The organism is Xenorhabdus sp. TS4 (assembly GCF_014467265.1).
GTDB classification, from domain to species: Bacteria; Pseudomonadota; Gammaproteobacteria; order Enterobacterales; family Enterobacteriaceae; genus Xenorhabdus; species Xenorhabdus ehlersii.
Map to the genome: position 1 here is coordinate 40,979 of NZ_NKHQ01000015.1, position 18,178 is coordinate 59,156.

General features: G+C 47.0%; 2 protein-coding genes and 1 pseudogene. All 3 read right to left on the bottom strand.

The features are described 5' to 3' along the window. Window positions 1-2 precede the first annotated feature (2 nt). Window positions 3-17,789: a hemagglutinin repeat-containing protein gene (locus Xets_RS09615; RefSeq protein WP_187651517.1), complete on the bottom strand. Its 17,787-nt coding sequence runs from the start codon at window positions 17,787-17,789 to the stop codon at window positions 3-5. A gap of 41 nt (window positions 17,790-17,830) precedes the next feature. Further along, complete coding sequence (locus tag Xets_RS09620) at window positions 17,831-17,977, bottom strand: hypothetical protein (RefSeq protein ID WP_167450507.1); 147 nt, start codon at window positions 17,975-17,977, stop codon at window positions 17,831-17,833. A gap of 4 nt (window positions 17,978-17,981) precedes the next feature. Further along, window positions 17,982-18,178, bottom strand: a pseudogene (locus Xets_RS09625) (IS701 family transposase); the annotation flags it as partial.

The following is an 18,178-nucleotide window of genomic DNA, read 5'->3' on the forward strand; positions in this document are numbered from 1 at the left end:
AATTAATCCTTTGATTTTCCAGTTATTCTAGGAGGAGCATCGGAACCATAGGGGTTATTTTTACTAAAACCACCAGTTTGCTTATTAATCCGTCCTGTTATTGCCTCTCCCCAAGTTTTAGGCTCAAGTCCTCTTCTGGGGTCAGAAAACCTGATTGATTCTGCTGGAGTTAATTTATCATCGAAGCTACGAACATTAGCCTTAATATCAATACCCGCTTCTCTCGCAGCAGTTATACGAGTGTTATCCATACTGGTAAATTTCCCATCAGGCATTTTTACAACATCAACAGGGTCACCTTTCCAACCATCTTTTTTCATACCTGAAACAAGGTCGTCATAACTGTATTTCACACCACTTCCTCTTTCGGTTTTATTATATGAAACCGTGTTCTGTGAGAATCTGATTTCATTAGGATTAAACGTCGAGATATTGCCTGTCGCACCTTTTGACGCATTATTAGGCTGATTTGCAGATGCGTTATTTCCTTTTGCTCCCACATTAGCCGTTTGGTTAGGCTGTACTTGAGTAGCTTCCGCCGGAACGCTTTTATCAACATTATTTTTTGATGATACAGATAATGGCTTCGCCTGGATCTTATTACTGGCTGCTCCCCCAATAGCCCCGACCGCAGTCTCCAGCAACATCAGGTTACGCTGCTCCTCCTTCACGTACTGCGCCGCATCCGCCTTGGATAACCCGGCGTTTTCCAGCTCTTTTTGGCGCAGTTCAGTATTAAAGAACCCGGAGAGTGGTCCACTACCGCCATTTAACCAGCTGCTCTGCTCTGAACGGCCTAGCTTGTCATTGGCACGGTAACCTGAGACGGCCAGTTCCTTGCCCAGCTCATGGTTGATGAATGCCAGCTCTTCGCGGCTTAACTCTCCATTCAACGCCATTTGTTTCAGGCTGTTGATGGTCGCATCACTGGCCTGTCGATATTCCGTCCAGACCCCTTTACGGCAGCTGTCATCCTGACACGATGCCAGTTTACCGCGCATGTCTTCAACCGACGGCAGACCTTTATCCAGAATGCGCTGGCTCAGCTCCTTAGCCTTGCCGCACGCTTCCGGTGACAGCGTGCGGCAATCACCCAGATTTCGCGAGGCCAGCGCATTATTCTCAATCGCATTCTTCGCCGTCTGCGCGCCCGCTACAGCACTTGCCGAACTATCCCCGGTAATCCCCCCCGTCAGTCCTCCCGCAAGTGTAGACAATGCGCTGATAGTTTGCCGTTTTTCTTCCTCTAATTGACCGATTTGCTCCGGTGTTTCAGCCTGATAAAGTTCTTTAGCAATCACCTGCGCCATCAACTCACCACCAGCGGCTCCCGCTGCGCCTGCCAATCCATTGTTACCATTGGCTTTTGCCATTACGGCACCCAATACAGCATGGGCCATTGCGTTGGCCGCTTTGTTTACTTCTTTGGTTTCAGGATCAGTGGTCTTAACTTTAATTAATTCTGCCAAGTATGGCGCTGAGCCTCCCGCTATTGCTGCTTGCAGGTCACCTCCTGCCAATCCTTGTATTGCCGCAGTAGCAGCCATCATGGCTTTATTCAGATCACTGCCTGTACCCCATTTATTCCATTCGTCCTTATACGCTTTTGTCTTCTGTAAGTCCGAATAGTATTTTTCTCTCTTTTCTTTTGGGGCATCTTTGCCTGGCTCAGGCTGGCCTTTATCCGCCAATGCCTTCTTACCAGCCTCGGTCGCACGAATTTTACCTTCTGTTGACGCAATGTCCATCATCTGGCCACCGATTTCCCCAATCAGGCGGCTTTGCTGTATCCGGCGTTGCTCTTTCTCTTTGTTAAAGATCGGACTGAGAGTCTGGTTGGCATGTTCTACATCCCGACTCAATTCAGCTACATCCTGTTTTTGATTTTCCGTGTCACGAACAACCAGTGTACCTTCACTCACTGCCGCGTGGGTCGTAGAACTGTCATGACCTTCACGATTCCCACCCACAGGCATTCCCATTGCCATAGTCGGCAGAGAGCTCTTATCAGCACCGCTTAATGGGTTTCCATTAGGAACAGCCATCGGATTTTTAGCTGCATTATTACCAACGTTGCCACTAGCACTAAAACCTGCACTTTGGTGCTCAACTTTATAGTCCGCTTTGTTTTCAATATCATTGAAACCCATGGTGCCTGTCTCCAGTCGGTTCTTATCCGCTGTTGCAGTACTGCCGACGACAGCCCCATCAAGCTGAGTATGTTCACCCACTTTGATATCAAAGCCGCCTTTACCCGCAAAGATCCCCGTCTGCTCCTGCACCGAATCATAGTTGCTGTGCATCTTTTCACGGCTGACGTTTACACTACCTGAACCTGTCATTGTACCGTAAGTGAAGCTTCCCGATGCACCTGCGCTGACCTGTTTAGCATCATAACTGGCGCTATCCTGCTGGCTTTGCAGGGTCAGATTACGTCCCACCTCAGCCTTCACAGTTTCACCCGTTATCTGTGCTCCCACAAGGTTGGCATCACGCTCGCTCGTGAGTTTCACCTCATTACCGGCATTCACAGTAGTTTCTGTATAAGTAGTACCGGTCCCTTTTTCAAAGCCTTTGCTTTTGTTGGCACTTGCTGAGAATTGGATTCCAGTACCACTGGAACCGACTGTCAAGCCTACCCCTACGCTACCACCACTGCTCTTATTTTTACCATCCTGCAATTGACGGTTTTCTGCAGAAACTAAATTAACATCTCGGTTGGCAGACAGATTGACGTCTTTACCCGCCTGTAGCTGACTACCCTGTACCGTGATATCACCATCTGTTCCTTTGTCACCCGAGCCTGTCGCCGTAATGGAAAGGTTTTCCCCTGTTGTCAGGCTGCTGCCTTGAGAGAAGTTCTGACGCAGTTCCTGTGTAGATTTGGAGGATTGAGTTTCCAGGGAAACCTTAACACCGAAACCATTATCGCTTGATGGATCATTACCCTGTGCTGAATCCATCCGCATAGCCTGCATGGCTTGAGCACCACTCAGTGCCGCTTTTGTGCCTTTAAGTGCTGCCAGACGACTATCATCTTCCTCATTGATCTGTTGTGCTGTTTCTACTGCTGTATTAATAGCACTACCAACTGTACCGGACAGAGCAACCTTCACTCCCGTTTTTCTCTGTTCTACAGTCTGGTTCTGATTAAGTTGGTTCTCACTGGCAGTGATAGTGACTTCTTGTCCTTTCAGGATCATATCCTTGCCAGCAATCATTTCACTACCGTGCACCGATAGTTCACGACCCGCAGTGACATTCAAGCTACCCTCACTGCTGCCAATGATGCTGCCTTTTTCACTGCTACCATCACTGTCTACTGTTACGGTATCTCGACTCTTTCCAAACATGGCGCTGACGCCACCCGATTTGATTCGGCCTGATTTTTTCTCTTCATTCAGATGAGTAACAGACTGGAACTCTCCTGCCGTTGTGATATTTACGTCACGGTTGGCAGTCAGATTGACATCCTGAGTACCTACGATGTTGCTACCTTCAACGCTAATATCACGGCCTGCCTGTATACCCACATGATCGCCACTAAGCGTACTGGACTTCGCAGTTTGCTGATCAACTTTGTCATATGTTGTTGACTTGGTTTTCGACAATTTGCCAGTCACCGTGGAAGAATCTGTCTGATTAGATTCATGATGATCAACGTTCTGCTGGTTGGTAAGAATGACATCACGACCAGCCTCGACTTTAACTATTTCCCCGCTGACTTGAGCACCCGCGAATGTAGTATCTCGACCACTATTCAAGATAATAGTCTTACCACTTTCTACTTTCGTTTCAACCCAAGTAGTTCCATTCTCCTTCTCAAAACCCTTGCTGCTCTTGGCATTGTAGTCAGGTGTCATAGTGATGCCCTTTTCCATGCCAAGAGTCATGTTGACACCAATATTGCTGCTACTGCTGCTATTCTTGCTATCAGATTTGTAAGTATTTTCGGCTCCATTCAGCTCGATATCTTTTTCAGCTTGTAAAACGGTATTATTACCCGCTTTGAGCTGACTACCTGAAATAGCTAATTTACCAGCATCAAATCCTTGACCTTGTCCTGTTGCTGTAATAGATAAATCATTACCTGCATTCAGAGTAGAACCTGTCACAACATCCGATTCTTTATGAGAGTAAGAAGAACTTTTTTGCGAACCAATCGAGGCATTGATTCCAAAAGATGGCGTCATCGTATCATGACCTGTGACAGCATTTTCTTCTGCTGTATCTTGAAAGGTTTGCGCGCCATTTAATGCTGCTTTCACTGCATATAATGCCGATACTCGATTGTCGTTTCCTTGCTTCGCTTGATGTGCGGTATAAAGAGTTGCAGCAGCAGGGCTACCAGCAGAACCGTTGAGAGTCACCATCAACCCTTTAGTTTTTTGTTCGAAAGTCTCATTTCGGGTCAGTTTGTTACGCCCAGCGTCAATCTGTACATTGCTGCCACTAATTGTCAGATCCTTACCGGCAATTAGTTCACTACCATGTACTTTGACTTCGCGTCCCGCAGTAACGGTAAGGTTATTCTGACTACTGCCAATGATGCTGGCTTTTTCACTCGCGTTATCACTGTCTGTAGTTCCCCTCTGACTGGTTTTGCCCACCATAAAGCCAATTCCATCTGTTCCCAACAGGCCGGATTTTTTCTCTTGCTTCACGTGCTGCTCAGTAAACGATTCTACGGCAGTCGTCACCTGAACATCCCGTCCGGCAGCCAGTGCAACATCCTCTGTACCCGCAATATTACTGCCCTTGACATGCAAATCTTGTCCGGACTTCACTGTCACCTTATTTCCACTCAGTGTCGTACTCAGTGCTTGGCGCTGATGAACTTCATCATGGGTTTCCGTTGATTCGGAGGAGAGGAGACTTTTATCTTTACGATAATGGTGTTCCGTCAGTGAACGTTGCATTTCACCGGACTCCAGTGTCATATCTCGTCCTGCCTGAACGTGTAAATTATCACCTGCAACAACTTCAGCAGCTTTCACTTTCAGATCATTGCCAGCCAGTAGTTGCATAGAACCTTCACTGTTCAATATGCTGCCGACATCAGTTTTTTCATACTGATGTAGGTAATTTTTGCTGTCCCAGTCATGATTACGGGTTGTTTCCGTTGTGACAGTATTAATACGTAGGTCATTACCAGCACTCAGTGTTGTTGCCCCATGTTTACCCTTATTGACAATTTCACTGGCGGTCAGGGTGAGGTTATTATTTGCATACAGAGTCAATTCACCCTGATCATTGGTGACATAGATACCTGCAGTACGGTCAACCCACTGGTCAGTACCCTGACTACCTACGGTTGTCGCACTGGTCAGGTTGTTACCAGCCAACAACGTCACACTGTCATTCCCTCGGATTTGTCCACCCAGATTGCTAATATCCGCGCGGGCTTGCACCTCTACCCGATTACCTCTGATTTCTCCCTGGTTCCGCACATTTTCAGCAGTGAGATGAGTGACTGCCCGTCCGGAAATTTGCCCGCTGTTAGTAATATCCTGCAAGGCATTTGCCAGTACTCGCTGTCCTGTCATCAATGCTCCGCTACCAGTCAGTTCACCCTGTTTTACCCGCGCATAGACCTGCGGTACCACTACAGTCTGTACCGAGCCATTTGATAAGGTAACCTGACGGTTTTCCAACCAAACTATATCGGTTGTCAACAGCGCCATTTGTGAAAATGTCAGGGTAATACCCGGTGTCAGTCCGTAATGCTTGCCAAAGGCTACACCTGAATTCATCAGCGCTTTAAACTGCTCTTCATCATTGCTGTAATTGTCAAGATAGCGATGACCCGTCAACTGCACTATTTGGTCACGTATTAGCCGCTGTTCATAGAAACCATCACCCAGACGTTTATGTATATTATTAGGGTTGTTGTCCCACTGCTTCTGCATATAATCCGTACTTAACCAAGTCTTATGATCGGTAAAACGACGATCAGTTTCGACTAAGGGCTTGTTAGAATTCCCAAGATTTATGGTAAATAAACTGTTATCCGGCAAATGGGTGTCCACCTGAATACGGCGAATGTCTGATTCTTGTCCGGGGCGTACGTTCTGAACAGGTACCGTCTGTATTTTATTTGGATTATCCAGTTCTACCTGGTTTGGTAAGTCTGTCGGCATTATCAGATCTAACTGATTTGATGAATCTGCCACTGTTACTGGCTCTAACGCGTTTGTCGCATCCGCCACTGCTACTGGCTCTAACGCGTTTGTCGCATCCGGCACTTTCACTGGCTCTAACGCGTTTGCCGCATCCGGCACTTTTACAGGTTCTAATGCGTTTGTCGCATCCGCTACTTTCACAGGCTCTAGTGCGTTTGTCGCATCTGCCACTTTCACAGGTTCTAACGCGTTTGTCTCACCCGCCACTTTCACAGGTTCTAACGTATTGGTCGCATCCGCTACTTTGACAGGTTCTAACGAGTTTGCCGCATCCGCCACTTTGACCGGTTCTAATGCGTTTGCCGCACCCGCTACTTTCACAAGCTCTAATACGTTTGTCGCATCCGGCACTCTCACAGACTCGAATGCGTTTGTCGCGTCCGCTACTTTCATAGGCTCTAATGAGTTTGTCGCATCCGCCACTTTGACAGACTCGAATGCGTTTATTGCATTAGCCACTTTGACAGGTTCTAATGTGTTCGTTGCATTAGTCACTTTGACCGATTCTAATGCGTTTGTTGCACTCGTTGTTTTTATTAAGACTGACGAATTCGGCGTATCTACGCTTAAGTTTCCACCCCGCGTAGCAATATGACTTGTTTCTATTGGATTATCTGTCAACGCCAGAGATTGACGGGCATCCGGTGAACCGCCGATACCAGCACTGTGAGTATTAGCCTGATATTCCATCAGATGTAACGGCAATGTGGTAACGGTTTCAAAGGGGCCATAATTGCTAAACGTTCTGCTACTACTCTTCTTTTTACCCATTCTTCTTTTTTTCGGTTTTGAATGCCAAATACTGCCGTTTCCATCAGTATCCACATCCGTAATAACGCGTTGCCCCGTTGCTTCCAGATTGTCCAACTTGCCTACTGCTTCCTGCAAATCACCACCCGCTAAAATACGGCTATTTTCATTGGTGTATTGATAGCCCATTAAAGTCAGGTTTTTACCGGACATAATAGTAGCGGGATCTTTATTCTCTACTTGCGTTTCAGAAGTCACATGATCGTATTTGTATTCAGCGAAGTTTTTGTAAAAATCTTCCGGTGTCGAAAGCGTGTGTTCACGTCCATCAACGTCGTAGCTAACACCTTCATCAGTGGCATTATAAACTGTACTGGCGCCCGATCCCTGAAACTGATGACGTTGCTCACGATCAATTTCCACGGGTTTATCCGACAATTTCAGATGAATATCTTTGTTCTCCAGCAGGGCAGCTTTGATAAACAAGTTATCGCCTGCTTCAATATTCGCGCTGTAGTTATTCACTCTTCCCGCTTGCCCTGCCGCATGATAGTTTTCATCCAGACGGCTGCCAATTCGCATATCACCTGTACTATAAAGCAAAGCGTGATCCTGATTTAACAGCATGTCATCGACACCGATATCCAGCCGATCACGAGCAGCAATAACAGCGCTTTTATCTCGCTCTTTCAGATTTTTCAACGTTTCGGATTTTATTGCCACCTGATCGCCGTAAATACGCCCTGTGCCTTGGTTGGTCATTACCGAGGTTTCAATATGAGTGAGTGCACCGTCGATCAAACCACTGTTCAGTAGGTTTTCTGCTTTAATATGGGTATTAACCGCACTGATCTCTGCCACTTCAGTGTTATTGACCTGTGGCGCTTCTATTTTCAGTGTATTACCAGCCAGAATCTGATGCTTGTTGGTTACTTCCATTTCTGAACGTAGGTCCACATTGCCATTAGCAGCAACCGTTTTTATATTGGTGAAGGCCTTGGTTAAGCTGATCTCCATATCACCTTGTGACAAGACTTTCCCATCGCCACTCAAACTTTTTGCCTCTACCTGCGCTTGCTTACCTGCAATCAGAGTTCCATCAGAGTTAACAATTCCGAGTGAATTTTTATTTTCATCTGACACCGTCAGGCGTTCAATACTGCTGATAAGCCCTCGACTATTATCTACTGAATTTTTAACATGTAATACCTGTTCAGAAGTCGACCGAATTGCGCCAGCTATATTATTGAGTTCCGTTGCTGTTAAAAACAGGTTGTTCGCTTCTATGCCTTTATCTTTTTCGTTCAGGGTACCGATATTGATAAGGGTATCTGTACTGATGGACAATGCTTTTCCACCACGGATGAGCCCATCACGGTTGTCGATTTTCTCAGGCACAATCAGTGATATATCACCCACCGATTGTAGCTGGCCTTGCTGGTTATTTAACGAATGAGTTTTGATATTGGTCGTGCCCAGCGAGAGGAGCTTCCCTTGAGGATTGGCGAACGATTGAGTACCAGTATCAATAATCAGCCCGGTTCCGCCCTGAATCTGCCCTTGTTGGTTATCTACTGTACCTGTATGTAAAGTAGTCTGCCCATCTGCGGCCAGTGACCCCTGCTTATTGGTGAATAGCTGTCCTTGTGTATCTACCATCAGGTCCGCTGCAGATTGTAATTTACCCTCAGTATTGTTCAGCACTTTACTGTGTAGGTTGACACCATCATTACCCGCTATCTGACCTTTTGTATTATCAAGGTCGCCTGTTTCCAATTTAGCTTGCGTATTTGCAATGATGATCCCTTGCTGGTTATCCAAGTCACCACTGTGTAATGTGACTGCTCCCTCTGCAGCTAATTTGCCTTGCTTATTAGTGAATTTCTTGCCTTGAGTATCAATACTGATATCCATAACAGAAAGCAACTGGCCTGCGGAGCTATCCAGTGCCTGACTGGTGATCATCAACCCTTCATTGCCCGCGATGTGGCCTTTCGTATTATTGATATCACTGGTTGTCAGCGTGGTTTTGGCATTAGCGGCAATCTCACCTTGCTGGTTAATCAGTACATTATCTTGTGTATTTACTGTCAGGTCGTCGGCAGACAACAGTTTCCCTTCGGTGTTATCCAGCGCCTGACTGGTAATTTTCATCCCCTTATCACCAAAAATCTCACCTCGGATATTGTCGATTTCTCCCGTTGTCAACGTGATCTTATCATTAGATGCAATGATGCCTTGTTGGTTGGTGAGTTTTTGTTCCTGCGTATTGACCGTCAACTCCGCCGCAGATTGCAGTTTACCTTCGGTGTTATTCAGTGCCTGACTGGTCATCTCCAGCCCTTTATCACCGGTAATTTGACCCTGCGTATTATTGATATCACCCGTTGTCAGTGTGGTTTTGCTATTGGACGCAATCAGACCTTTCTGAGCATTAATAAGCTGTTTCCCCTGCGTATCTACGGTCAGATCAGCAGCAGACAGCAATTTCCCGGTGGTGTTATCCAGCGACTGGCTGGTAATCGTCAGTCCCTCATTACCCGAAATTTGACCGTTTATATTGTTGATGTCGCCAGTTGTCAGTGTGGCCTTGCTGTTGGAGACAATTACACCTTGTTGGTTGGTGAGTTTGTGTCCTTTCGTATCTACGGTCAGATCGGCAGCCGACAGTAATTTCCCTTCAGTGCTGTCCAGTACCTGACTGGTAATTTTCACCCCCTTATCACCTAAAACTTCACCTCTGATATTGTCGATTTCACCCGTTGTCAACGTGGTCTTAGCATTAGACGCAATGATGCCTTGTTGGTTGGTGAGCTTTTGTCCTTTCGTATCTACGGTCAGATCGGCGGTAGATTGTAATTTCCCTCCAGTGTTATCCAGCGCCTGGCTGGTAATCGTCAGTCCTTTATTGCCGGCGATTTGACCTTTGGTATTGTTGATTACACCGGCTGCCAGCGTAGTTTTGGCATCGGACACAATCATACCTTTCTGAGCATTGATAAGCTGTTGCCCTTGCGTATCCACAGTCAGCTCAGTGGCAGACAGCAATTTTCCGGCAGTGTTATCCAGCGCCTGACTGGTAATCGTCAGTCCCTCACTACCCGAAATTTGACCGTTGATATTGTTGATATCACCGGTTTTCAGTGTGGTTTTGCTATCGGATACAATGACACCTTGTTGGTTGGTGAGTTTATGTCCTTTCGTATCCACGGTCAGATCGTCAGCAGACCGTAATTTCCCTGTGGTGTTATCCAGCGCCTGGCTGGTAATCTTCAGTCCTTCATTACCCGAAATTTGGCCTTTCGTATTGTTGATATCGCCGGTTGTCAGTGTGGCTTTGCGGTTGGAGGCAATCACACCTTGTTGATTAATCAATATATTATCTTGCGTATCCACGGTCAGGTCAGCAGCAGACAGCAATTTCCCGGTGGTGTTATCCAGCGTCTGGCTGCTAATTACCAGTCCTTTATCACCTAAAATTTCACCTCGGATATTATCGATTTCCCCCGTTGTCAACGTGGTCTTAGCATTGGATGAGATTACGCCTTGTTGGTTGGTCAGTTTTTGCTCATGCGTATTGACCGTCAACTCCGCCGCAGACTGCAATTTACCTGTGGTGTTATTCAATGCCTGGCTGGTAATCGTCAATCCCTTATTGCCGGCGATTTGGCCTTCAGTATTGTTGATTTCACCCGTTGTTAATGTGGTCTTAGCATTAGACGCAATGATGCCTTGCTGGTTGGTGAGTTTTTGCTCCTGCGTATTGACCGTCAATGCCGCCGCAGATTGCAGTTTACCTTCGGTGTTATTCAATGCCTGACTGGTAATTTCCACGCCTTCATTGCCGCCGATCTGACCTTGCGTATTGTTGATATCACCGGTTGTCAGTGTGGTTTTACTATTGGACGCAATCACACCTTGCTGGTTAATCAGCTCCTGATCCTGCGTATTGACCGTCAGCCCCGCCGCAGACTGTAATTTACCTGCGGTGTTATTCAATGCCTGGCTGGTAATCTTCAGGCCTTTATTGCCGGCGATTTGGCCTTCGGTATTGTTGATTACACCGACTGCCAGCGTGGTTTTGGCATCGGACGCAATCAGACCTTTCTGAGCATTGATAAGCTGTTGTCCCTGCGTATCTACGGTCAGCTCAGCGGTAGACAGAAATTTCCCGGTAGTGTTATCCAGCGCCTGGCTGGTAATCGTCAGTCCCTCATTACCCGAAATTTGGCCTTTCGTATTGTTGATGTCGCCGGTTTTCAGTGTGGCTTTGCGGTTGGAGGCAATCACGCCCTGTTGGTTAATCAACATTTTATCTTGCGTATCCACGGTCAGATCGGCGGCAGACAACAGTTTCCCTTCGGTGTTATCCAGCGTCTGACTGGTAATTGCCAGTCCTTTATCCCCTAAAATTTCACCTCGGATATTGTCGATTTCCCCCGTTGTTAACGTGGTCTTGGCATTCGACGCAATGATGCCTTGTTGGTTGGTCAGTTTCTGCTCCTGCGTATTGACCGTCAACTCCGCCGCAGACTGTAATTTGCCTGCGGTGTTATTCAATGCCTGGCTGGTAATCTTCAGTCCTTTGTTACCGGCGATTTGCCCTTCGGTATTGTTGATTACACCGGCTGTCAGCGTGGTTTTGGTATCAGATGCAATCAGACCTTTCTCAGCATTGATAAGCTGTTGTCCCTGCGTATCTACGGTCAACTCTGCGGCAGACAGCAATTTCCCTGTGGTGTTATCCAGCGCCTGACTGGTAATCGTCAGTTCCTCATTACCCGAAATTTGGCCTTTCGTATTGTTGATGTCGCCGGTTTTCAGTGTGGCTTTACTGTTGGATGTAATCACGCCCTGTTGGTTAATCAACATCTTATCTTGCGTATTCACGGTCAAGTCGGTGGCAGACAACAGTTTCCCTTCGGTGTTATCCAGCGTCTGACTGGTAATTGCCAGTCCTTTATCACCTAAAATTTCACCTCGGATATTGTCGATTTCCCCCGTTGTCAACGTGGTCTTGGCATTAGACGCAATAATGCCTTGCTGGTTGGTGAGTTTTTGCTCCTGCGTATTGACCGTCAACTCCGCCGCAGACTGCAATTTGCCTGCGGTGTTATTCAATGCCTGGCTGGTAATCTTCAGTCCTTTATTGCCAGCGATTTGCCCTTCGGTATTGTTGATTACACCGGCTATCAGCGTGGTTTTAGCATCGGACGCAATCAGACCTTTCTCAGCATTGATAAGCTGTTGCCCTTGCGTATCTACGGTCAGCTCAGCGGAAGACAGCAATTTCCCGGCGGTACTATCCAGCGCCTGACTGGTAATCGTCAGTCCCTCATTACCCGAAATTTGGCCTTTCTTATTGTTGATATCGCCAGTTGTCAGTGTGGCTTTGCTCTTGGATACAATCACACCTTGTTGGTTGGTGAGTTTTTGTCCTTTCGTCTCCACCGTCAGATCGGCAGCAGACAGTAATTTCCCTTCAGTGCTGTCCAGCGCCTGACTGGTAATTTCCAGTCCTTCATTACTTGAAATTTGACCTTGCGTATTGTTGATATCACCGGTTTTTAGTGTGGTTTTGCTATTGGACGCAATCACACCCTGCCGGTTAATCAGCATTTTATCTTGCGTATCCACGGTCAGGTCGGCGGCAGACAACAGTTTCCCTTCGGTGTTATCCAGCGTCTGGCTGGTAATTGCCAGTCCTTTATCCCCTAAAATTTCACCTCGGATATTGTCGATTTCCCCCGTTGTCAACGTGGTCTTGGCATTAGACGCAATGATGCCTTTCTGGTTGGTCAGTTTCTGCTCCTGCGTATTGACCGTCAACTCCGCCGCAGACTGCAATTTGCCTGCGGTGTTATTCAATGCCTGGCTGGTAATCTTCAGTCCTTTGTTACCGGCGATTTGCCCTTCGGTATTGTTGATTACACCGGCTACCAGCGTGGTTTTGGCATCGGATGCAATCAGACCTTTCTCAGCATTGATAAGCTGTTGTCCCTGCGTATCTACGGTCAGATCAGCGGCAGACTGCAATTTCCCGGTGGTGTTATCCAGCACCTGGCTGGTAATCGTCAGTCCTTCATTACCCGAAATTTGGCCTTTCTTATTGTTGATATCGCCGGTTGTCAGTGTGGCTTTGCTGTTGGAAGCAATCACGCCCTGTTGGTTAATCAACATCTTATCTTGCGTATCCACCGTCAGGTCGGTGGTAGACAACAGTTTCCCTTCGGTGTTATCCAGCGTCTGACTGCTAATTGTCAGTCCTTTATCACCTAAAATTTCACCTCGGATATTGTCGATTTCCCCCGTTGTCAACGTGGTCTTGGCATTAGATGCAATGATGCCTTGTTGGTTGGTGAGTTTCTGCTCCTGCGTATTGACCGTCAACGCCGCCACAGATTGCAGTTTACCTTCGGTGTTATTCAGTGCCTGACTGGTAATTTCTACGCCTTCATTGCCGCCGATCTGACCTTGCGTATTGTTGATATCACCGGTTTTTAGTGTGGTTTTGCTATTGGACGCAATCACACCCTGCCGGTTAATCAGCTCCTGATCCTGCGTATTGACCGTCAACGCTGCCGCAGACTGCAATTTGCCTGCGGTGTTATTCAATGCCTGGCTGGTAATCGTCAGGCCTTTATTGCCGGCGATTTGGCCTTCGGTATTGTTGATTACACCAGCTGTCAGCGTGGTTTTGGCATCGGACGCAATCAGGCCTTTCTGAGCATTGATAAGCTGTTGTCCCTGCGTATCTACGGTCAGATCAGCGGCAGACTGCAATTTCCCGGTGGTGTTATCCAGCGCCTGGCTGATAATCGTCAATCCCTCATTACCCGAAATTTGACCGTTTATATTGTTGAGGTCGCCGGTTGTCAGTGTGGCTTTGCTGTTGGAGGCAATCACACCTTGTTGGTTGGTGAGTTTTTGTCCTTTTGTCTCCACCGTCAGATCGGCGGCAGACAGTAATTTCCCTTCAGTGCTGTCCAGCACCTGACTGGTAATTTCCAACCCCTTATCACCGGTAATTTGACCGTTTATATTGTTGATGTCGCCGGTTGTAAGTGTGACTTTGCTATTGGACGCAATCACACCTTGTTGATTAATCAGAGCACGATCCTGCGTATTGACCGTCAACTCCGCCGCAGACTGCAATTTGCCTGCGGTGTTATTCAGTGCCTGGCTGGTAATCTTCAGGCCTTTATTGCCGGCGATTTGGCCTTCAGTATTGTTGATTACACCGACTGTCAGCGTGGTTTTAGCATCAGATGCAATCAGGCCTTTCTCAGCATTGATAAGCTGTTGTCCCTGCGTATCTACGGTCAGATCAGCGGCAGACTGCAGTTTCCCAGTGGTGTTATCCAGCGCCTGACTGGTAATCGTCAGTCCTTCATTACCCGAAATTTGACCGTTTATATTGTTGATGTCGCTGGTTGTCAGTGTGGCTTTGCGGTTGGAGGCAATCACACCTTGTTGGTTGGTGAGTTTATGTCCTTTCGTCTCCACCGTCAGATCGGCGGCAGACAGTAATTTCCCTTCAGTGCTGTCCAGCGCCTGACTGCTAATTGCCAGTCCTTTATCACCTAAAATTTCACCTCGGATATTGTTGATATCGCCAGCTGTTAACGTGGTCTTGGCATTCGACGCAATGATGCCTTGCTGGTTGGTGAGTTTTTGCTCCTGCGTATTGACCGTCAACTCCGCCGCAGATTGCAGTTTACCTTCGGTGTTATTCAGTGCCTGACTGGTAATTTCCACGCCTTCATTACCACCGATCTGACCTTGCGTATTGTTGATATCACCCGTTTTTAGTGTAGTTTTACTATTGGAGGCAATCACACCTTGCTGGTTAATCAGCTCCTGATCCTGCGTATTGACCGTCAACGCCGCCGCAGATTGCAGTTTACCTTCGGTGTTATTCAGTGCCTGACTGGTAATCGTCAGTCCTTTATTGCCGGCGATTTGGCCTTTGGTATTGTTGATTACACCGGCTGTCAGCGTGGTTTTGGCATCGGACGCAATCAGGCCTTTCTCAGCATTGATAAGCTGTTGTCCCTGCGTATCTACGGTCAGATCAGCGGCAGACAGAAATTTCCCGGTGGTGTTATCCAGCGTCTGGCTGGTAATTGTCAGTCCCTCATTACCCGAAATTTGACCGTTTATATTGTTGAGGTCGCCGGTTGTCAGTGTGGCTTTGCTGTTGGAGGCAATCACACCTTGTTGGTTGGTGAGTTTTTGTCCTTTCGTCTCCACCGTCAGATCGGCGGCAGACAGTAATTTCCCTTCAGTGCTGTCCAGCGCCTGACTGGTAATTTCCAACCCCTTATCACCGGTAATTTGACCTTGCGTATTATTGATATAGCCGGTTGTCAGTAGGGCTTTGCTATTGGAGGCAATCATACCTTGCTGGTTGGTGAGTGCTTTCCCTTGGGTATTCACAGTCAGTTCAGCCACAGACTGTAATTTACCTGCGGCGTTATCCAGCGCCTGACTGGTAATCTCCAGCCCTTTATCACCGGCAATTTGACCTTGCGTGTTATTGATATCACCGGTTTTTAGTGTGACTTTGCTATTGGACGCAATCACACCTTGTTGGTTAATCAGAGCACGATCCTTCGTATTTACTGTCAGATCGGCGACAGACAGTAATTTTCCTTCTGTGCTATCCAGCGCCTGACTGGTAATCTCCAGCCCTTTATCACCGGTAATTTGACCTTGCGTATTGTTGATATCACCGGTTATCAGTGTGACTTTACTATTGGACGCAATCACACCTTGTTGGTTGGTGAGTGTTTGCCCTTTCGTCTCCACCGTCAGATCAGCGGCAGACAGTAATTTTCCTTTAGTGCTGTCCAGCGCCTGACTGGTAATCTCCAGCCCTTTATCACCGGCAATTTGACCTTGCGTATTATTGATATCACCCGTTTTTAGTGTTGTTTTACTATTGGAGGCAATCATACCTTGCTGATTGGTGAGTGCTTTCCCTTGGGTATTCACAGTCAGTTCAGCCACAGACTGTAATTTGCCTTCGGTGTTATCCAGCGCCTGGCTGGTAATTTCCAGCCCTTTATTACCGGCAATTTGGCCTTTAGTGTTATTAATAACACCCGTTGCCAGCGTGGTTTTGCTATTGGACGCAATGACACCTTGTTGGTTGGTGAGTGTTTGCCCTTGGGTATCCACAGTCAGATCGGTGGCAGACAGTAATTTTCCTTCTGTGCTATCCAGCGTCTGGCTGGTAATTTCCAGCCCTTTATCACCAATAATTTGACCTTGCGTGTTATTGATATCACCGGTTGTCAGTGTGGTTTTGCTATTAGAGGTAATTACGCCTTGTTGGTTGGTGAGTTTTTGTCCCTGCGTATCTACGGTCAGTTCCGCCGCAGACTGCAATTTACCTTCGGTGTTATCCAGCGCCTGACTGCTTACTTTCAGCCCGCGATTCCCGATAATTTTACCTTCTTTGTTACTGATATTGCCTGTTGTTAACGTTATTTGAGCATTGGTGGCAATCTTACCTTTCTGATTATTCATCGCTCCCACTGTCATGTTCAGATCATTACCACTTAGTAATGTTCCTCCGGTATTATCCAGAATATCATGAGTCAGTTGCAGAGAAGTGTTTCCTGTTTGCTGGATAGTCCCTTCCTGATTTTCCAGAACAGGTGCTTTCAGGTTCAGTACCTCCCCGGACAATTTGCCACTGTTATTTTTCCATTGTGTAGGCGTATCCAGGTTCAGCTCATGTTTGGCAACTAATGTTCCATGAGAGGTATCCACATCAGCCTGTGTGGCCGTCAACCTAATATTGGTGGCATAGGTTTTGCTTTGTTGCAAATCGATCCTATCGCCGACTACTTGCAAATCTCCGCCTGCCAGATTTTTCCCATTAGCTATCACTTCATGGCGGCCATTCAACACCAGATTGCCAGTACCGGTGGCTTTTCCATCATTATCAATACCTGCGGCTAACGTGCCTTGGTTAGTACTATTGATGCTGTTCGCATTTAATATGGTATGTCCCGCTGCGGTAATTGTTCCACTATTTTCAATTTTACCGTCTACATTGAGTATGACATCCCCCGCTTGCGCACCAATGTCGCCAGCATTACGAACTACCGTAGGCTGTGATTTCCCCTCGGCGTTCTCCGGTGCCGAGCTGGTGATTGTTACCCCTTCTTTGGCAGAAATTTGACCTTTTTCGTTCTCCAATTCACCTGTGTAGAAGATCAATGTTTGGTTACTGACAATTTGACCGACTTTAAACGAGACGGTAGGTTTTCCTTCATTTTCGTCAATAATTTTAATGAAGTTATTCGTCAGCTTTTGACCCTGCGTATCCACGGTCACATCCGCGAACGATTGCAATTTACCCGCGGTGTTATCCAGCGCCTGACTGGTAATTTCCAGTCCCTCATTACCAGCGATCTGACCTTGCGTATTATTGATTTCACCCGTTTTCAGAGTAGTTTTGCGATTGGATGCAATCACTCCCTGTTGGTTAATCAACCTCTGATTCTGCGTATCCACGATCAGAGCGGTCGCAGACAGCAATTCACCGACAGTGTTATCTAATGCTTGACTGCTTACTTTTAGCCCTCTATTCGCGACAATTTTGCCTTCTTTGTTATTGATATCGCCTGTTGTCAATGTTGCCTGCGCATTAGCGGCAATCTTGCCTTGCTGATTATTCAGTGCTCCCACTGTCATGTTCAGATCTCCAGCGCTCAGCAACTCTCCTTCGGTATTATCCAAGGTCTTTTGTGTCAGTTGCAGAGGTGTGTTTCCTGTTTGCTGGATAGTTCCTTTCTGATTTTCCAGAACAGGTGCTTTCAGGTTCAGTGTTTCTCCTGACAATTTGCCACTGTTATTCTTCCATTGTGTAGGCGTGTCTAGTACTACAGCCGTAATTGCTCTGTCACCATAGGGTTATTCCGACGACGGTAATGACATTGTTGTGCATAGTATTGGTGTCGCCGCCGCCAGTCTGACCAATGTAAAATCTGTTCGACTGCCTCTCCCGTTTTTTCCATCAATTTTGACAACAGCTTACGCAGTTCCGGGATACTCAGGGCTACCAATCCTGCCGGTGTTTTTTTTCTCCCGTATCCGCAAGACCGCCAGCACCGCATGAGCTAATAGCGATAAGGTAATGTGCCGATACCAACTGTGCCATTGCCGCACTTCATAATGATCCAGGCCACATTCCCCCTTCGTTTCCTCAAAACCACTTTCAATTTCCCAGC